Raw genomic sequence first — 18,554 nt, 5'->3', positions numbered from 1 at the left:
TCGAGCTTTAGTTAAGATCCTCGGGAAGGGCGGGGAGGATGCCGAACGGCACGCCGTCGTCGACGAGCTCGCGCGCCTCTTCAAGGGTGGAGCTTCCCCGAATTTGCCGCTCTTCGATTTCGCCGAAATGCATTTTGCGCGCTTCGTCCGCGAAACGCGGCCCGACGTCTTCGGTGTTCTCGAAGACGGTCTTCTTGATGGCACGCAGGGCTTCGAGAGTGGCCTTCGCGTCTCCGCTCAGCATCGGGGCGGGACCGGCGGACCGCGAAGCGACGGCTGCCTTCGTCACGATGGAGGGCGCCATCGGCTGTTTCTCGATGTCGATCGAGCCGCAAAACGGGCAGGCGATCTCGCCTGCAAGCGATTGAGAGTCGAAATCGGCGCTTGCGCGGAACCAGCTTTCGAATTCATGCCCCGACGAACATTCAAGACGATACTTGATCACGATCCGTGCACCAGTGACGGCGCCTTCGAGTTGGCGACCACGACATCGAATTCGCGGTCATGCGTTAGCGACGGAATCTTCCGCCGCACTTGGTCGACGTAGGTACCATCTATGTCGGCAAGGATCACCGCGGGATCAACCCCCGCTTCCGCGAGAACCTCGCCCCAGGGCGAGATGATGAGGCTGTGGCCGAACGTCTCCCGGCCATTTTCGTGCCGGCCGCCCTGATCCGCCGCCAGAATATAAGCGCCAGTCTCGATGGCGCGCGCCTTGAGCAGCGTATGCCAATGCGCTTCGCCGGTCGTCCGCGTGAACGCGGCCGGTACGGTGATGAATTTGGCTCCCGCCTTTGCCAGCGCCCGGTGCAGCGCGGGAAAGCGCAAATCGTAGCAAATGGTCAGGCCAAGAAGGCCCCATGGAAGCTCCGCGATAATCGCGCTCGGGCCGGCCTGATAATTCGCGCTCTCGCTGTAGGACTCGCCACCGCCGAGATCGACATCGAACATATGAATCTTATCATATCGCGCCGAGATCGTCCCATCGGGAGCAATGACGTACGCGCGATTGGCGAGACGCCGGTCGCCGACCTTCACGGCCATCGATCCGATGTGCAACCAGATCTTGCGCTTGCGGGCGGCATCGGTGAACGCGGCGAGCGCGACGTTGCCGTCCTCGGGCCTCGTCTCCGCCATGAGACGTGCCTGGTCAAGCTCCATCAACGTCGTGCATTCCGGAGTCTGAACGTAATCGGCTCCGCGATCCACCGCTTCGTTGATCAGCGACACGGCGTCGGCGACGTTGCGCTCGATATTTCGCCCGGCTCGCATTTGTACGAGAGCGGCGCGGAATGCTGTTTTGGAACGTGATGACATGATCAGGCTGCGGTCAAAAGCGTATCGAGGCGTCCGCTGCGCTCAAGATCGAAAAGGTCGTCGCAGCCGCCCACGTGTACATCGCCGATCCAGATTTGAGGAACTGTTCTGCGGCCGCCCGCGCGCAAGGTAAGGTCAGCACGCAAATCGTTGCGGCCCGACAGATCGATTTCCTCGAAGGCGGCGCCTTTGCGCCGCAATAGGTCTTTGGCCATGTGGCAGTAGCAGCAGTTGCCAGCAGTGTAGACCGTCACCTTCTGCATTTCGTCGGCGCCTCTCAACACGCCATATGAAAAGTTCGAATCAAAACTAAACCGTTCGCGAGGTCATGCAACCTTGCATCGTTGATTTGCGCCGCTGTGCCGCGCCTTTGCCACGCCCTTTGCAGCCTCAGGAATAACGTTCTGAAACTATCGCAAGTGCGAGCACGTCGACCTTGCGCGCACCCGCCTGTTTCAAGGCCCGGGCCGCTGCCGATGCCGTTGCACCGCTCGTGATGACATCGTCGACCAAAACTATGGCTTTTCCTGAGATATTCGGCAATTCACGGGCAGGCACGCGGAACACACCCGCCACATTTCGGCTCCGTTGAGCCCGGGTGAGGCCGATTTGATGTGGCGTCGAACGGATTCTGACGAGCGCGAAAGGATTGACGGGCTTGCCGGTGCGCCGCCCGGCCTCCGCCGCAAGAATTTGCGCTTGGTTAAATCGCCGTCCGAGCAGCCGCCAACGAGCGAGCGGCACCGGCACGAGAAGGTCGGCCTCGGCAAGCACCTCGCGCCCCGCGTCAGCCATCCACCGCCCGAAAAGCCGCCGGGCGTTATGATTGTCGTGAAATTTGAACCCGTGAATAAGCGTCTGCAGGAGCCCGCCGAAGCTGGCCACTGCCCGGGCGCGATCGTAGTCCGGCGGGTTCGCGAGGGCGGCCGCTGAGACCGTCAGGCCGCCGGTATCGATGGCGAGCGGCAATCCGAGCCTGTCGCACACCGGAGGGCGGACGAAATTGATTTTCTGCCAGCAGGACGGACAGAGGGAATCGTGGTCCATGATCCGTGTCCGGCAGCCGAGGCAGACCGGGGGCAGCAACAGATCGAGGGCTGCCCGCCGAAGCCGGTGGAAAGGACGAAGCCGCGAGAGCAGGCTCAAGCTGCCGCTCGTGCCATCTCCCGTGTCGTCGTCCGCAACCGTGTTATTGTTCGACATTGCACAACACTAGCGCAACGCGCTAACGCCAGCGAGAGCTTCGACGCCTGCCCTTCGAGGGTCCAGGCTTCGGTCCCGATCATCTACGAGAAAGACGAGCGATGCCCGGCGCACCGCAGATTTTCGACCGCAAATTTATGAGAATACGCCGCGATCGTATCGCCAAGGCGACCGGCGGCGCGAAACTTCCCGACTTTCTGCTCGAGCGCGTGGCCGACGATTTCGCCGAACGCCTTTCGCTCGTGCGCCGGGATTTTCCGCTTGCCGTCAGTCTGGGTGCGTATAACGGGCTCGTCGCCGAACGGCTCCGGACGCTCCCGGCGATCGGCACGATCATTAATGTCGAATCGTCTCTAGCGACCCTGATGCCCGCAGGCGGCTTGAAAGTTGTTGCCGACGAGGAAGCACTACCGTTCGCGGCGGCGAGCCTCGATCTCGTGGTGTCCGGCCTTGCGCTCCATCTGGTCAACGATCTCCCCGGTGCTCTCATCCAGATCAATCGCGCACTGAAGCCCGACGGGCTGTTTCTCGGCGCGCTGCTCGGCGGCGAAACGCTGAAAGAACTGCGGGAGGCCTGGATTCTGGCTGAGGACGAAGTCCTCGGCGGCGCGTCTCCCCGCGTCGCGCCATTCGCCGATGTACGTGAGCTTGGCGGCCTTCTCCAGCGTGCGGGCTTCGCGCTGCCGGTCGCCGATAGCGACCTCGTCGAAGTGACCTACGCCTCGCCTCTTGCGCTGATGCAGGAAATCAAGGCCATGGGTGCGAGTAACGTCTTGACGGAGCGCCGCCGCACGCCGGTGACGCGCACACTGCTGTTACGGGCGGCGCAAATCTATCAAGAGCGTTTTGGCCTGCCTGGCGGCCGCGTCCCGGCGACCTTCGAGATCGTCACGCTGACCGGTTGGGTGCCCCACGAAAGCCAGCAGAAACCGCTGCGGCCGGGATCGGCCGAAGTCAGTCTCAAAGATGTGCTGAAGCCCCGCTCAAAAGATCTCTGAGCCAGGGAATGAGCGGCTCGTCCGCCGGCGGCATCGGATAGCGGTTGAGATCGAGCGCCCGGACCCATTTCACGATCTGGCCCTCTCGCGGTGCGATCTCGCCCTCCCACGTGCGGCAGAGATACAGCGGCATCAGAAGGTGGAAATTCTCGTAGGCATGGCTCGCGAAGTTGAACGGCGCGAGGCACGTCCGGCAAAGCTCGATGTCGAGTTCTTCCTTGATTTCGCGGCAAAGCGCGTCCTCTGGCGTCTCACCCGGCTCCACTTTGCCGCCAGGAAACTCCCAGAGGCCGGCCATTGACTTTCCCGCCGGGCGCTGGGCGATCAGCACCCGCTTGTCATCGTCGATGAGCGCCACGGCGGCAACGAGAACCAACGGCTTCATGCGCGCCGCCTCAGCAGGTAGGCGGTCTCTTCGAGGCGAGTGACGCCGCGTTTCTTCAGGTTGTCGCTGTCGGCGAGGCCATCGCGCGTTTCGAGCACTTCGATCTCGAACGTATCTGCGTAAAGACGTTGAACCTCGTCGCGTGAAACCGGAAATGGCGGGCCGGAAATCTCACCCTCGGGATAATCGACCGCGATGAGGAAAATGATCGCCTCACGCGGCACGATCCGGGCGAGTGTCTCGGCGTAACGGGCACGCATTTCCGGCGGCAGCGCGATGAGCGCGGCGCGGTCGTAAACTGCCACCACGTCCTTCAGGACATCGGGATCGAGTTCGAAAAAATCGCCGCAATAAAGCTCGAACGGCCCGGCGGACGAAATCTCGAACGCGCCCGCCGAAGAGCGATTTGGGACCTGCGCGCCTTCCTCGAAAAATTCGCGGACCGCAACGTTCGACAGCTCCACCCCGATGACGCGATGCCCTTGCGTCGCGAGCCAGACCATGTCTCGGCTCTTGCCCGCAAGCGGCACGAAAACGGCCGTCTCTTGGGGCAATCCAAGCTTCGGCCAGAAGCGCAAAAGCTGCGAATGGATTCGCTGCTGATGAAACCCGATCTCGCGGCGCTGCCAGCGCTCGTGCCAGAACGCCTTATCCATTTGCTCTCAGCTTTTCAGCTCCGGTAATCGGCATTGATCGATACGTATTCGTGCGTGAGATCGCAGGTCCAGACCCGCGCTCCCGACTTGCCAACCCCGACGTCGACGCGAATGACGATCTCAGGGTTCTTCATGTACGCGGCGACTGTCTTCTCGTCGTAATCCGCGGCGCGCTCCCCGTCGCGCGCAACGCAGTGGGGACCGAACCAGATCGCGAGCCTGTCGCGGTCAGCGGCTTCGCCGGACTTGCCGACCGCCATCACGACGCGGCCCCAGTTCGGATCTTCTCCGGCAATCGCTGTCTTGAGAATGGGTGAATTGGCGCAGGAGAGCGCGATCGCCCGCGCCGCGTGCCATGACTTGGCGCCGCCGACCTCGAACGTCACGAACTTCGTAAGGCCCTCGCCGTCCTTTGCGACCTGGATCGCGAGATCGCGCATCAAGTCGTAGAGAGCCTCCGAGAACGCCTGCAGCTTCTTCGACTTGGCCTTCGTAATAAGCTTTTGCCCGCGAGCTTCCGCCTTCCCGGTCGCAAACATGAGGCAGGTGTCGCTCGTCGACGTGTCGCCATCGACCGTCATGCAGTTGAAGGTCGTCGCTGCGTGCTCGGCCAGCAGCTCTTGCAGCGTATCGGACGAGATCGCGGCATCCGTGAAGATGAAGCACAGCATCGTTGCCATGTCGGGCGCGATCATTCCCGCGCCCTTGCAGAAGCCGTTGATGGTGACTTCGGTATCCCCAATCAGCGCGGTCCGCGTCGCGAGCTTCGGAAAGGTATCGGTGGTCATGATCGCCCGCGCCGCCTTTTCGAAAGCGTCGGGCTCGGTCTGCTTGGCGAGATCCCCGAGAAGATGCGCGAACTTTTCCGCGTCGAGCGGCTCGCCGATGACGCCGGTCGAAGCGACAAAGACTTCGTGCGGTTTGCAGCCAACGGCCTCAACGGCATGCGCAACCGTGATGTCGACCGCCTCGCTGCCCTTTTTCCCCGTGAAAGCGTTGGCGTTGCCCGAATTCACAACGAGCGCCCGCGCCGCCCCCTTTTTCAGGTGCTTCCGGCACGTGAGCACCGGAGCCGACGCGGTTTTCGATTGCGTCAGGACGCCCGCAACCGAGGTCCCTTCGTCGACCACGGCGAGCAAGAGATCCGTGCGGTTCTTGTAGCGAATACCGGCTTCCGCAGTCGCAAAGGCAACGCCCTCGATACTCGGCAGTTTCGCGAGTGTTTTAGGGGCGAACGGTGAAACGCTCGAAGCTTTGCTCATAAGGGATCTCCGGAGAGGGTGCGAGGCTCCCTGAAACAGATCGGGCCGCCATAATCAAGCGGCCCGAGCAAGAACTTTTCGACTGCGGGGAAGCTTAGGGCTTCGGGGCCTCTGCCGGAGCGTCCTTCGGAGCATCCTTCGGGGCGTCCTTCGCCGGTTCAGCGGCCGGCTTCGACTGGGCCTGGATCGCCGCATTGCGAGCATCCACCATCTTCTTGATCTCCGGATCGACGATCTCGATCTTCGACTTCGTGCGGAGGCCTACGGCCGTTTGCTGAGCTTTCTGCAGAAGCAGGGATTGGACGATCCGGTCCTTGACGATCTCGAACGCCGGCGGCTGCTTGGTACGGCGATCTTCGAGCTTCACGAGATGCCAGCCGAACTGCGTCTTCACCGGATCGGAGACTTCACCCTTCTTCAGCTTAAAGACGATCTCTTCGAACTGCGGCACCATCTGCCCATGACCGAAGTAACCAAGGTTGCCGCCATCTTCTTTGGAGCCCGGATCTTTGGAGTTTTCTTTTGCGAGCTCAGCAAAATCGGCGCCCTTGGTGATCTTTTCTTTCAGGGCCTTGGCTTCATCTTCAGTCGCAACGAGAATATGTCTCGCCGATACTTCCTCTTCCGGCTTCAAGAGCTTGACTTGATCGTCGTAAATCTTGCGCGCGTCAGCATCGCTGACCGAAGCCTTGATGACCTTATCGAAATAGAGTTCCCGAAGGGCGCGGCGCTTCAAATAGTTGAGGCGCGTCTCGAAGTCGGCGCCCTCATTCAGCTTCTGGCCTTCGGCCGCTTCCGCAAAAAGCTGATTGTCGATGAGAAATTCGAGCAGCGACGTCCGCTTCTGGTCGGCCGGCATTGTGCCCATGTCTGAGCCGATTTCGCTTTCGGCCACCGCAAGATCGCCTTCGGTGATGGGTTTGCCGTCGATCGTGGCGACGACCTTGTCCTCGGCGACCGCCGTGAAAGGTGCGGCCATGCCCGCGAGCGCGAAAGTCATAAGAATGAGGGTGATACGCTTCATCAGCGTTTGGCTCCGCGTTGGAGGTTGAGGCCCTTAAATTGCCGTCTCAGAGCTCGTTTGGGGAACGACGGCAAGACCGCGGCAGGCGGCCAACAAGCGGGTTTCGATAGCGGGCCAAGGCAAGAAAACCAAGTTAATTCTTGGCCACAGGAAGAAAATCCCTTACGTCGGCGTAATAGCGCATAACATTGACAGTCGGGGGGGCTAGTTCTTATGTCTGCCCCTAATCGGGTCGGGCGTTAAAGCCCGTGTCGACCGCGCAATTCGCAGCGCTGTGGGGACGTCGACGCAGGCGTGGCGGGGGAGGCCCTTGCCGCGCATTTTTTGGCTGTACGCTGCCCGGCGACAAGAGACTGAGCCGGCCGTGCCAGGGGGTGCGGCCAAGACGAATTTTGTAGGACGGATCTAAAAATATGCTCTCGTTCGGTGATCTCGCTTCGAAGATTTTCGGTTCCTCGAACGAGAGGAGAGTCAAAGGCTTTCGGTCTCGCGTGGCGGCAATTAATGCGCTCGAGCCCGAGCTGCAGGACCTGTCCGACGAGGAGCTTCGAGCGCGCACGGAGCAATTCCGTCAGCAGCTGAACGACGGCGCCTCGCTCGATGACCTGCTCGTTCCGGCATTCGCAACGGTCCGCGAAGCGGCGAAGCGCACGCTTGGCCAGCGCCACTTCGACGTCCAGCTCATCGGCGGCATGGTTCTCCATCAAGGCGACATCGCCGAAATGAAAACGGGCGAAGGTAAAACGCTCGTCGCCACGCTCCCCGTTTACCTGAACGCTCTCACCGGCAAAGGTGTCCACGTCGTTACAGTCAACGACTACCTCGCCAAGCGCGACGCCGACTGGATGGGTCAGGTCTATCGCTTCTTGGGTCTCACTGTCGGCTGCATCATCCACGACATGAGCGATGAGTCCCGCAAGATCGCGTACGCCTGCGATGTGACGTACGGCACGAACAACGAGCTCGGCTTCGATTATCTCCGCGATAATATGAAGATGAACTACACCGAGATGGTGCAGCGTCCGCACACGTACGCAATCGTCGACGAAGTTGACTCGATCCTCATCGACGAAGCCCGCACGCCCTTGATCATCTCCGGCCCATTGGAAGACCGGGCCGATCTATATCAGCAGATCGACGCGTTGATGAAGATCGTCACGCCCGAAGACTTCGAACTCGACGAAAAGCAGCGTCAGGTCTCGTTCACGGAAGCCGGCAACGAAAAGATGGAGCGCGAGCTCGAAGCCGCTGGCCTCCTGAAGGGCACGCTGTACGACATCGACAACGTCACGATCGTCCATCACCTGACGCAGGCGCTGAAGGCGCACAAGCTGTTCCAGCGCGATAAGGACTACATCGTCAAAGGCGGCCAGGTCGTCATCATCGACGAATTCACCGGCCGTATGATGCCCGGTCGACGCTATTCGGAAGGCCTGCATCAGGCGCTCGAAGCCAAAGAGAAGGTCGAGATCCAGCCCGAAAACCAGACGCTCGCGTCGATCACGTTCCAGAACTACTTCCGTCTCTACAAGAAGCTCGCCGGCATGACCGGTACGGCAATGACGGAAGCCAGCGAGTTCATGGACATCTACGGGCTCGACGTCATCGACATCCCGACCAATCTTCCGGTCAGCCGTATCGACGAGGATGACGAGATCTACCGGACGCAGCGCGAGAAGCTCGCCGCTATCGTGCAGTCGATCGCGGAAGCCAGAACGCGCGGGCAGCCGATCCTTGTCGGCACCACGTCGATCGAGAAGTCTGAGCAACTTTCGGAACTTCTGAAGGACCACAAGTATTTCAAGGAACTTGCCAAGCAGCTTGAAGAGCAGGCAGCTGCCATCAAGCCCGGCAAGGAAGAAGAACTCCGCAAGCATTTGACGGATACGGCGGCGCTTCTGAACAAGTTGGCGACCGAAGCCAAGGGCAAGGGCGACCCGATCCCGCATCAGGTGCTCAACGCACGCTATCACGAGCAGGAAGCGAGCATCGTTGCGCAGGCCGGTCAGCCGGGCGCCGTGACGATCGCGACCAACATGGCAGGCCGCGGTACCGATATTCAGCTGGGCGGCAACGCCGAGTTCCGCCTGCGCGACTGGATCGCCGAAGAAACGGCAAAGGGAACACCACCCGACGAGACGGCGATCAGCAGCAAGCGCGCTGAGCTTGTCTCCGACGTCGCCGCCAATAAGAAAAAGGCGCTCGAGGCCGGCGGCCTCTACGTGCTCGCGACCGAACGGCATGAAAGCCGCCGCATCGACAACCAGCTGCGCGGTCGTTCCGGCCGTCAGGGCGACCCTGGCCGTTCCAAGTTCTATTTGGCGCTCGATGACGACCTGATGCGCATCTTCGGCTCCGAGCGCATGGACAAGGTGCTCCAGACGCTCGGCCTCAAGGACGGCGAAGCGATCACGCATCCATGGATGAACAAGTCGCTCGAAACCGCGCAAAAGAAAGTTGAGCAGCGCAACTTCGATATCCGCAAGCAGATCCTGAAGTACGACGACGTGATGAATGACCAGCGCAAGGTCATCTTCGAGCAACGGCTCGACATCATGGGCCAGGAGGACGTTTCCGAGACGGTCGTCGAGCTTCGCAATGAGCTGATCGACGAATACGTCACGCGCTTCATTCCCCCGGCAGCTTATGCCGAGCAGTGGGACACGAAGGGCCTCTACGAACAGGTCAGCGATGTCCTCGCGCTCGATCTTCCTATCGACGCCTGGGCTGCCGAGGAAGGCATCGCCGACGAAGAGATCAAGGAACGCATCAAGGCCGCCGCCGACGCCAAGGCGGAGGAAAAAGCCAAGGAACTCGGACCGGAGCTCTATCACCAGATCGAGAAGATGGTGCTGCTCCAGACGCTGGATCACCTCTGGCGCGAGCACCTTGTGACGCTCGAGCATTTGCGTCAGGTGATCGGCTTCCGCGCCTACGGTCAGCGCGATCCGCTGAACGAATACAAATCCGAAGCGTTCATCCTCTTCGAGAGCATGCTTGGACGTCTGCGCGAAAACGTGACGGGCCAGCTGATGCACGTCGAACTGGCGCCACCCGAGGATCAGCCCGCGCTGCAGCCCATCGACCTGCCGCCGATGGAGGCCCACCACGTCGACGCGACGACGGGTTTCGACGAGTTCGAGCGCGATCCCGAGCTGGCGATGGCCGACGCCGCCATTGAAGGCGCCCGTGCACGCCGCGCAGCGGGACCCGAGCCCGAGAGGCGTGCACCGCTGCAGAGTCGTAAGAACGAGGGCGCGGTCAATCCGAAGGACCCCGCCACCTGGGGCCGCGTTTCGCGCAACGCTCTCTGCCCCTGCGGCTCAGGCAAGAAATACAAGCACTGCCACGGCAAGATGGATTGATCGGGAGATCAGTAAAAAAGAAAGGCGCCGGATGGCGCCTTTTTTGTTTTTGCGTCTTGCCACCCCGAAGCTCGCTGTCTTCGAACCCGGGCCTGGCGGTTGCCCGCCGTAGTGCCTTAATGCCCTGAGGGCTTCGTCGATTCCGTCGCCGGTTCGTCATGTCCGCCGCCCGCGATCCGGTCGGACAACGCCAAGAGCACGCTCGAAACGACGAACACCACGTGGATGATGACGAGCCACATCAGCTCTTTCTCGCGCTCCGGCGTGACCGTGGTGAGTGACATGAACTGACGGAGCAGCTGCACGGCAGAGATCGCGACGATCGACGACAGCATCTTGAGCTTCAGCGCGGCGAAGTCGATCGTTCCCATCCAGGCCGGCCGGTCGCCGTCGTCCGAATGATCCATCTTCGAGACGAAATTTTCATATCCCGAGAAGATGACGATGATCAGCAGCGATCCTGTCAGCGTCAAATCGACGAGCGTCAGCAAGCCAAGGATCACATCGGACTCTGTTGACGTGAACGCCATGGCCGCAAGGTGAAAAAGCTCCATCAGGAACTTGATCATGAGAATGATGAGCGACAGTGCAAGGCCGAAATAAAACGGCGCGAGCAGCCAGCGCGAGCTGAATAACCAGCCCTCCAGGACGATCTCTACGCGCTTCGCAATTGTTTTTTCGGCCATCGATGATCCCCAATCCGTGAATTTATCTGCTCTATCGCAACGTTGGCCACGCAAGGCAAGCGCCCGCCAGTGCGGCGACTAGGCGCTAACTTAAGTAGGATTGCGAGGCAAAATCACAAGCACCAGCTACAGTTAGCGGCACTATGTGTCTGCGCGGCAAAGTCAGCGAATAAGCCGCCACGAGAACATGGGCGGGGGCGCATCACTTTCGAGGCTCGTCTGAATTTGCGGAATGGGCGGCGCCGTCGACTGAGCCGCTTGCGCCTGAGCCTTGGGCTCAACACGCGAGGGCGGCGGCACGTTGGCGAGCCACTGATCCTGCTCGCGGATGGACGCGATCGTCGGGCCGCAGGCGTCGAGCTGACCTGGCAATTCTTTTGCCCGCGCCTCGCGGAATATATAGCGGCCGCTGCACACCCCGACCTGCGGAGGACGCTTTGTGCGCTCGAAGACGTCGTAACCGTCCTTGAGATTGTTCCAGAACGGCGACCACGGCGACGCACTCTGCGCAGCCATGTTCGCATCCGTCATCCGGAACGGCAGGATGTGCACCGGCACGAGCTGCTCTCCCGCATCGATCGCAGCTATCGTCAGCTGATGGATCTCTTCGGATACCGGGTTCGTCATCGCGAAGCAGCCGACTGACGAGCATCCACCGTGAATGAGGATGTCGGACCCGGTCCGCGCCTGTGACTGATCGAGGATGTTGGGAAAGCCGATATCGAGCGACACCGGCCAACGCCCCACATGCCGCGCCTGCGCGCGCGTCACCGTGTAATAGCCTTCGGGAGCCTGCCGGTCGCCGTCCCGAAGCTTCGGCCCGAGCGTGCCCGACCAGTGGCAGATGGGATAGGTCGCGAACAGGATGAAGGCGTCATCCTTCTGCTTCCAGACCTCTAGCTCGGATTCGGCTTTGAAGATGCGGATGAGGATGGGCGACGATAGCGTCACGCCCTTTTCCTTTAAGCGCTGCTGCAGCACGCCGACGTCGGGAGTTCCGGGGAGCGGCAGCGCGCCCGTCGCAGCTGCACGCTGGCGTTCAACGCGATCGGCGGCAACGTCCTTGAGTTCGATTGTCAGCGCGTTCGCTGGGTCAATCACGGCATGACTGATCGCGACGAGACCGAGGATCATCGCCGCGACGAGCTTCAGACGCGTTGAACCGTACGACACCATGGACTTGCGACCGAGTACCTTGCCCTCTCGCGAACGGAACATTAACGCCCCGAGCACGCAATTCGAAGTGACTTTTCGCCAACACTGGCGAGATAAGCGACGCTTTGAACGGTTAACTTCTGGCGTCTTCGCCGACGCACTTGTCGCCGATCGTAGAGGCGTCGGCGGAGCCCTTTTCCCCAGGCGCGAACTGGTACTTACCCCCGCAAACATTCACCTTCGGAGGCAGCATGCTTGATTCGAACAGGTCATTGCCAGCCTTCAGGTTTTTCCAGAAGTCGAGAGCGGGGCTCTGGGCATGCCCGTTCATCCGCTTGTCCGTCATCCGGAACGGATAGACCTGGACTTGAAATCGCTTTTGCCCGCCCGAAAGGGCCGCGGTGACGAGCTTCCAAATCTCCTGCATCTGCGCGTCTGTCATCGCGAAGCAGCCGATGGACGCGCAGCCGCCATGCACCATGATCAGCGATCCGGTCCGGGCATGGGCGCGATCGAAGGCGTTCGGATAGCCGAGATTGAACGACCGGTACCAGCGGCTGTTGGGATTGAGGGCCGAGGAATCGACCGTGTAGAAGCCTTCCGGCGCCTGGCTGTCGCCCTCTCGCAGCTTCGGCCCGAGAACACCCGACCAGCGGCAGATCGGATACGTCGCGAAATGGCGGAACACACCGTCGCGCTGCATCCAGAGCTCGAGCTCGAATTCCCTCTTGAAGATCCTGATCAGCACTGGTGCGCCCTCGGCGACGCCGGCGCTCTTGAGCCGCTCGGAATAGTTCGCGAGATCCGGCTCACCCGACATAGGCAGACCGAAATCCCAGCGAAGCCGCCGCAGTTTTCGCTCGTACTTGATCAGTGCAATGTCGCCGCCCGGCAGTTTCGGCAGCCATACCGGCACCGAAACAATCGCGACTGCAGCGAGCGCCAAAAGCACGGTGCTGAAGCCGAGCACCTTGCCCACCCGGCGTCGCCGGGGCTGTCGCGATTTGGACGAGGTCGCGCTTTTGTCTGTCATTGAAGAGCCCGCGACGCCGAAGGATCAGTTCGCCGCGTTCGCAAGGGACGATTGCGGACTCTGCTGCTGCTTGGCAGTCTTGATCTCGGCGAGCGAGGGTTCGTTATCGGGATTGGCAATTCCCTTGAGCTTGTTGCCGCTCGCTACATCCATCTGAGCAGGCTCCGGCAATGGCGTAAAGGCCGTGACGAAGGGCCGATCGAACGCCGGGCAACGCCCAGCTGGATCGGGGCGGCTGCGGGCAACGGCGTCGACAACGTACCGGCGTTCGCAGACAGTGATGCTTGGCGGAATGCGGTACTTTTCGAAGTAGTCGTATCCCTGCTTCATGGTTTTCCAGAAGCCATACCACTTGTTGGACTTCTCTCTGGCCATCCGCGCCTCTGTCATGCGGAACGGATAAGCGTGAAGCTGGAAGCTCGGTTGGCCTGCCTTCAACGATTCGCGCGTAAGCCCGTAGATCTCTTCCATCAGGGCGTCTGTCATCGCGTAGCAGCCGGCCGAGCGGCAGTTGCCATGCACCATGACGGAATCGCCCGTGCGGCCCCAAGACCGGTCAAAGGCGTTGGGATACCCGAGATTGAATGACAGATAGAATTTCGAGTTCGGGTTCATCAGGACGGGCGTGATCGTATAGAAGCCCTCAGGGGCTTGCCGGTCGCCGGTGCTTTGCTTCGGCCCGATCTCGCCCGACCAATTACAGATCGGGTAGGTCCTGAAATGATAGAAGCGGCCGTCGTCGCGCTGCTTCCAGACTTCGAGCTCGGATTCTTCCTTGAAGACCCGCACGAAAACCGGAGACCCCGGCTGCATGCCCTTCTTCGCGAGGAGAGACAGTGCTTCGTTCGACAACGGCACTTCGGATGGCGGAGGAATTGTGGGCGCACTCGAGCACGCCGCGAGCATCGCGGCGGCGATTGTAGTCATGAGCAGCACAACGGCTCTCATCGTTGAGCCAGTGTTGGTTCCCACCAATACGCCCTTCCCGTCCCGAACAAACAAATTCCCCGTGCCGCGGGCTGGCGGACTGTTAGCACAATGAACTCAAACGATTACTGAAATCGGAGAAGATCCGAGTCAACTCAAGTATCGTGTCCAAATGCGGCGTCACAGTGGGCGGGTAGGCCCCGCTGGACGGAATGTCAGACAGGAATTCCGTGCGCGACTAGCGCCCTATCGACAAAAACCGCTCGTGACGCTGAGCCCGAATATCTTCGGCCGATTTGCCGTCGAACTCCGAAAGCATTCGGGCAATCGCGTTACCGGTCGCGATAATTACTGATTCGCGGTCGCGATGCGCGCCGCCCGTCGGTTCCTTCACGATCGCGTCGATGACCCCGAGCTGATCGAGGTCCTGCGCCGTGATCTTCATGTTGGTCGCGGCTTCTTCTTTCTTGTTGCTGTCGCGCCAGATGATCGATGCGGCGCCTTCGGGTGAGATGACCGAATAAATGGCGTGCTCGAGCATAAGAATCCGGTTGGCCGTCGCAATGGCGATCGCACCGCCCGAACCGCCTTCGCCGACGATCACGGTGACAATCGGAACGCCAAGTCGCAGGCAGCATTCCGTCGACCGCGCGATGGCTTCTGCTTGTCCGCGTTCCTCCGCCCCGATGCCCGGATAGGCGCCGGGTGTGTCGACGAACGTGATGATCGGCAAATTGAAGCGTTCGGCGAGTTCCATCAGCCGCACGGCCTTGCGGTAGCCTTCCGGGCGCGCCATGCCGAAATTGTGTTTGATGCGCTGCTCGGTATCGGCGCCCTTCTCGTGTCCGAGAACGACGACTGATCTGTTTCGGAACTTGCCGATGCCGCCGACGATGGCTTCATCCTCGGCGAAATACCGGTCGCCCGCGAGCGGCGTGAATTCCTCGATGAGGCCACCGATGAAGTCGAGCGCGTGCGGCCGTTCCGGATGCCGCGCAACCAGCGTCTTCTGCCAGGGCGTGAGCTTGGCATAGGTATCCGCCAGAGCGGCCTTCGCCTTCTGCTCGAGCTTGGTGATCTCGTCAGCGATGTGCGGACCCTTGCCTTCGGTCTGCATGGCCTTGAGCTCGGCAACTTTGTTCTCAAGCTCGAGGATCGGCTTTTCGAAGTCGAGGTAGGTACGCAATGCGGTCGTAGCGTTCACGGAACTTGGCTTTCTGCTGTGCAACTGAAGCGTGCGGCAAGCGCTTTTTTCACGCGCGACATTCGCCACGGCTGGCCGCGGGTGTCAAGGCGTCAAGCCGTACGGCACCCAGTTCTGGTCCGCCGGGCTCTGAGATTGTTTAACTTTCGCCCTCCGAAAGCCGCCGCACCGTTGGCGCGATCGCGAACATGAGCGCCGCCGCGACGGCAACCAGCCCGGCTTGCGCCAGGAACGAGAGCGCCAGTGCGTCCGGATCGCTCGCGGTGAAGGCGCCTCCGATGTCCCCGGCGAGCTTGTTCCCGAACGCGGTTGCGAGGAACCAGATCCCCAGCACTTGGCCCGACATTCTGGGCGGCGCAATGCGGGTCATCGTCGAAAGCCCAACCGGGCTCAGCATCAGCTCGCCGATGGTGAATAGAAGGTAGAGTCCGAGCAGCCAAAACGGCGAGACACGACCGTCTGCCGCGTAGGTGGCGGCTGGAACCATCAGGAGAAACGCCCCCGCGAGGAACACCAGGCCGAGGCCGAACTTGACGGGCGAAGACGGCTGCAGCTTTCCGAGCTTTATCCATAGCGCCGCGACGATCGGCGCCAGCAGTATGACGAAGATGGGATTGGCCGATTGGAACCACGACGACGGGAAAGAGAACCCCAAGACTTCGTTGCGCGTCAGCGCGTCGGCGAAAAGCGACAGAGTGGTGCCGGCCTGTTCGAAGACCGCCCAGAAAATCATGGCGGCGATGAAGAAGACGCCGACAGCCGCCATGCGGCGCGCATCCGGGTCGTGGCGCGTCGCGCCGTAAGCGATGCCGAGGAGCGGCAGCACGACGAAGAGCCAACGCAGCCAGTGGAAGCCGTCGACGTCGGAGAGCAGTGCAATCGCGAGAAGAGCCAGCGATCCGACGCTGACAAGAATTCCCTGACGGACAACCGACGACGTCGAATCGGGGCTCGCGACATCGGGATCTCTGAGCTCGTGCCTGTTCAGATAGAAGAGCACCATCGATATCGTCATGCCGACGCCAGCCGCGCCGAAGCCCCAGTGCCAGCTCATTCGGGGATCGAATCCGGCCGCGGCGAGCCAGCCCTTGAAGATGCTGCTCTGCGCGAGAAAACCCGTCACCAGCGGCGCCAAAAACGCTCCGATGTTGATGCCCATGTAAAAGAGCGAGAAACCGGCGTCGCGCCGCGTGTCGTCCTTTGAATAAAGGCCGCCGACAAGAGCTGAGATGTTCGGCTTGAAAAGACCCGTGCCGATCGCGATCAGCGCGAGGCCGAGATAGAACGTCGAAGGCGAGGGCCACGCCAGGGCGTAGTGCCCGCAGGCGATCGACGCCCCTCCGAAGAGCACGCTCCGCTTTGCACCCAGAAGCCGGTCCGCGATGAAGCCACCGGGAAGGGCCAAGAGATAGACCGCCATCGCGTAGGTGCCATAGATGCTGCCGGCGTTGGGTGTCGCGAAGCCGAGGCCGCCCTCGGTGATGGGAGCCACCATGAACAGAACCAAGAGCGCCCGCATTCCGTAATACGAAAAGCGCTCCCAAAGCTCGGTGAAGTAGAGTGCCGAAAGCCCGCGCGGGTGCGATGAGAGGCCTAGCCCGAGGCCGAGCCACGAGCCGTGCGGCTCCGCTACGACCGAAGCCGCCCCTCCGTTGGCAGAAATTTGTTCGCCCTTGCGCGAAGGCATCAGGCGCCTTTGTCGCCGGTCATGACTTTACCCATCCACTCATCGATGGTTGTTGTTCCGAGTTCTTCGACCTTGGACCGCTCGTACGGACGCAGCACATCTTGCATCGCGTCGATGCGCTTCCACTCGCAAAATGGCGTTTCGGTTTCGACGCCCGGCGCATAACGCGAAGCTTCGACCTTCGCGTGACGGTGAACATATCGCGGACAATTCATCCAGACTTCGTGAATACTCACCTTCACCACCATTTCGGCCTCTTTGAAGCCGTCGAGCTCGGGCCCGCTCACGATGAGCTCGGCACGGCCCTGCGCCCGCAAGCGAAACGGCTTCTCGAAGTCGATGAACAGCATGCCGATCTCCGGGTTGCCCGAGATATTGCCCATCGACAGGTACATCCCGTTGCCGTCGTAGCTCGGAAACAGGAGCGTGTTGGCATCGAGCACCTTGATGAAGCCGGGAGTTCCGCCTTTGTAAGAGACCGTCGGACGGCCACGATCGTCGATCGTCGTCAGGAAGAACATGTCGCGGCTTTCGATGAAAGCCTTCGCAGTCTCGTCGATCTCCGGCTTGAGGGCAACCGCCTCGACCCGGTCTGCCATCGCTCGCGTATCGAAAGCCATTTGCATGGCGCGATGGACGTCTCCGTAAAGGCGGCTCATTGGCGTTTCCCCTTGTGTTGAACGCGCCGCCATCCCGAAGGATCTCCGGCGTCTGTCTAGGTCTCTTTTTTGGCGAGCGGGTGATGTGCGTTGACGAGTGCCTTCAGCCGCTCCTGCAGCACATGCGTATAAATCTCTGTCGTAGAAATGTCAGCATGGCCAAGAAGCTGTTGCACGGCTCGGAGGTCCGCGCCGCGATCGAGTAAATGACTTGCGAAGGCATGGCGGAGCACGTGAGGTGACACGCGTTCCGGCGCAATTCCCGCCGCTTCCGCGACGCTTTTGAGATCCTGCGCGAAACCTTGCCGCGTCACGTGGCCAAGCGCCGATTTCGACGGAAATAGCCACTCCGAATTATCGAGCCGCGCCGAAACGTCGACAAACGCGTCGAGCGCCGAACGCGCTGTCGCGTTGAGCGGAACGAGCCGCTCACGGCCGCCTTTGCCCTTGATGGTGAGAACGCGCTGATCGCCTCTGAGAACGCTGCGCGGCAGCCCGACGAGTTCGGAAACGCGCATGCCTGTCGCATAGAGAACTTCGAGGAGACAGTGAAACCGCAAGGCGCGAAAGAGTGCGCGCCCGTCCTGGCCCTCGCATTGCTGCTGGGAAACGTCCAGCAGCCGGTCGACTTCGGCGATGCTCAGAACTTTCGGTAGAGCGCGCTGCTTCTTCGGCCCCTGGAGGCCGGACGTCGGATCGAGCGCAATCAAGTCTTCGGCAAGTAGAAAACGATAGTACTGCTTGATCGCCGAGAGCCGTCGCGCGCGTGACGTCGGTGCTTGCCCCTCGCTCGCGAGAAATCCGAGATAGGCCTGCACATCGGTTGATTTGGCGTCCGCCGGCGCGATTCCTTTCTCCGACAGGAAGCCAAGAAAGTTTTCGAGGTCCGCCGTGTAGGCTTCGATGGTATTCGCCGAGGCGCCCCGCTCGGCCGAGAGCATCGCAAGAAAGTCCGTGAGGTGGCTATCGCGTTCCGCGACACGCGTCATCGAG

Annotated in this window: 18 protein-coding genes; 2 read left to right on the top strand and 16 right to left on the bottom strand. The window is 61.1% G+C overall.

Translation table 11 applies throughout. From position 1 onward, the window contains the following. Positions 1-7: 7 nt before the first annotated feature. The 4 genes from K2Q04_RS00335 to K2Q04_RS00320 form a co-directional block, all read right to left on the bottom strand. Positions 8-445 carry a DUF1178 family protein gene (locus K2Q04_RS00335; protein ID WP_291157742.1) on the bottom strand — a complete coding sequence of 146 codons (438 nt, stop codon included), beginning with the start codon at positions 443-445 and terminating at the stop codon, positions 8-10. Beyond that, entirely contained in the window at positions 442-1,317 is an 876-nt protein-coding gene (locus K2Q04_RS00330; protein ID WP_291157739.1) for a carbon-nitrogen hydrolase family protein, read from the bottom strand. The genes K2Q04_RS00335 and K2Q04_RS00330 overlap by 4 nt, the downstream gene beginning before the upstream one ends. A 2-nt stretch (positions 1,318-1,319) precedes the next feature. Then, entirely contained in the window at positions 1,320-1,580 is a 261-nt protein-coding gene (gene grxC, locus K2Q04_RS00325; protein WP_092868678.1) for a glutaredoxin 3, read from the bottom strand. Positions 1,581-1,707: 127 nt separating this feature from the next. Further along, positions 1,708-2,520, bottom strand: coding sequence for a ComF family protein (locus K2Q04_RS00320; protein WP_291157733.1), 813 nt, complete (start codon positions 2,518-2,520; stop codon positions 1,708-1,710). Between the two features lie 101 nt (positions 2,521-2,621). On the opposite strand from K2Q04_RS00320, the gene K2Q04_RS00315 reads away from it, so the two are divergent. Next, positions 2,622-3,518 carry a methyltransferase domain-containing protein gene (locus K2Q04_RS00315; protein ID WP_291157730.1) on the top strand — a complete coding sequence of 299 codons (897 nt, stop codon included), beginning with the start codon at positions 2,622-2,624 and terminating at the stop codon, positions 3,516-3,518. Here K2Q04_RS00315 and mutT read toward each other — a convergent pair. The 4 genes from mutT to K2Q04_RS00295 all read right to left on the bottom strand — a co-directional run bounded on the left by mutT (position 3,481) and on the right by K2Q04_RS00295 (position 6,845). Beyond that, positions 3,481-3,903 carry an 8-oxo-dGTP diphosphatase MutT gene (gene mutT / locus K2Q04_RS00310; protein ID WP_291157727.1) on the bottom strand — a complete coding sequence of 141 codons (423 nt, stop codon included), beginning with the start codon at positions 3,901-3,903 and terminating at the stop codon, positions 3,481-3,483. The genes K2Q04_RS00315 and mutT overlap by 38 nt on opposite strands. Beyond that, positions 3,900-4,559, bottom strand: a complete 660-nt coding sequence (locus K2Q04_RS00305) for a thiopurine S-methyltransferase (RefSeq protein WP_291157724.1) — start codon at positions 4,557-4,559, stop codon at positions 3,900-3,902. Before K2Q04_RS00305 ends, mutT begins: the two co-directional genes overlap by 4 nt. A 14-nt stretch (positions 4,560-4,573) precedes the next feature. Next, positions 4,574-5,821 (bottom strand): bifunctional glutamate N-acetyltransferase/amino-acid acetyltransferase ArgJ, encoded by a 1,248-nt coding sequence (argJ, locus tag K2Q04_RS00300; protein ID WP_291157721.1) that lies wholly within the window; start codon positions 5,819-5,821, stop codon positions 4,574-4,576. 94 nt (positions 5,822-5,915) lie between these two features. Continuing rightward, the gene (locus K2Q04_RS00295; protein ID WP_291157718.1) at positions 5,916-6,845 is read right to left on the bottom strand and encodes a peptidylprolyl isomerase; all 930 of its coding nucleotides are present in this window, start codon (positions 6,843-6,845) and stop codon (positions 5,916-5,918) included. Between the two features lie 413 nt (positions 6,846-7,258). On the opposite strand from K2Q04_RS00295, the gene secA reads away from it, so the two are divergent. After that, on the top strand, positions 7,259-10,210 hold the full coding sequence (gene secA, locus K2Q04_RS00290) for a preprotein translocase subunit SecA (RefSeq protein ID WP_291157715.1): 2,952 nt from the start codon (positions 7,259-7,261) through the stop codon (positions 10,208-10,210). A 116-nt stretch (positions 10,211-10,326) separates the two neighbouring features. On the opposite strand, the gene K2Q04_RS00285 is transcribed toward secA, so the two are convergent. From K2Q04_RS00285 to K2Q04_RS00250, 8 genes are all read right to left on the bottom strand, one after another. Beyond that, on the bottom strand, positions 10,327-10,896 hold the full coding sequence (locus K2Q04_RS00285) for a TIGR00645 family protein (protein WP_291157712.1): 570 nt from the start codon (positions 10,894-10,896) through the stop codon (positions 10,327-10,329). 162 nt (positions 10,897-11,058) lie between these two features. Next, on the bottom strand, positions 11,059-12,114 hold the full coding sequence (locus tag K2Q04_RS00280) for a murein L,D-transpeptidase family protein (RefSeq protein ID WP_291157709.1): 1,056 nt from the start codon (positions 12,112-12,114) through the stop codon (positions 11,059-11,061). 70 nt (positions 12,115-12,184) lie between these two features. Further along, positions 12,185-13,084 (bottom strand): murein L,D-transpeptidase family protein, encoded by a 900-nt coding sequence (locus K2Q04_RS00275; protein WP_291157707.1) that lies wholly within the window; start codon positions 13,082-13,084, stop codon positions 12,185-12,187. A gap of 24 nt (positions 13,085-13,108) precedes the next feature. Further along, positions 13,109-14,011 (bottom strand): murein L,D-transpeptidase family protein, encoded by a 903-nt coding sequence (locus K2Q04_RS00270; protein ID WP_291157704.1) that lies wholly within the window; start codon positions 14,009-14,011, stop codon positions 13,109-13,111. Positions 14,012-14,249: 238 nt separating this feature from the next. Beyond that, positions 14,250-15,197, bottom strand: coding sequence for an acetyl-CoA carboxylase carboxyltransferase subunit alpha (locus K2Q04_RS00265; protein ID WP_092869137.1), 948 nt, complete (start codon positions 15,195-15,197; stop codon positions 14,250-14,252). 157 nt (positions 15,198-15,354) lie between these two features. Continuing rightward, positions 15,355-16,902: a peptide MFS transporter gene (locus K2Q04_RS00260; RefSeq protein ID WP_291157700.1), complete on the bottom strand. Its 1,548-nt coding sequence runs from the start codon at positions 16,900-16,902 to the stop codon at positions 15,355-15,357. Beyond that, entirely contained in the window at positions 16,902-17,561 is a 660-nt protein-coding gene (locus tag K2Q04_RS00255; RefSeq protein WP_291157697.1) for a pyridoxamine 5'-phosphate oxidase family protein, read from the bottom strand. Before K2Q04_RS00255 ends, K2Q04_RS00260 begins: the two co-directional genes overlap by 1 nt. A gap of 56 nt (positions 17,562-17,617) precedes the next feature. After that, the gene (locus K2Q04_RS00250; RefSeq protein ID WP_291157695.1) at positions 17,618-18,550 is read right to left on the bottom strand and encodes a site-specific tyrosine recombinase XerD; all 933 of its coding nucleotides are present in this window, start codon (positions 18,548-18,550) and stop codon (positions 17,618-17,620) included. Positions 18,551-18,554 lie beyond the last annotated feature (4 nt).

It is taken from the genome of Hyphomicrobium sp., from assembly GCF_019753045.1.
In the GTDB taxonomy this organism is placed as follows: domain Bacteria; phylum Pseudomonadota; class Alphaproteobacteria; order Rhizobiales; family Hyphomicrobiaceae; genus Hyphomicrobium_B.
Note: the sequence above shows the minus strand (reverse complement) of the source record. Positions and strands in the feature narration are given on the sequence as shown.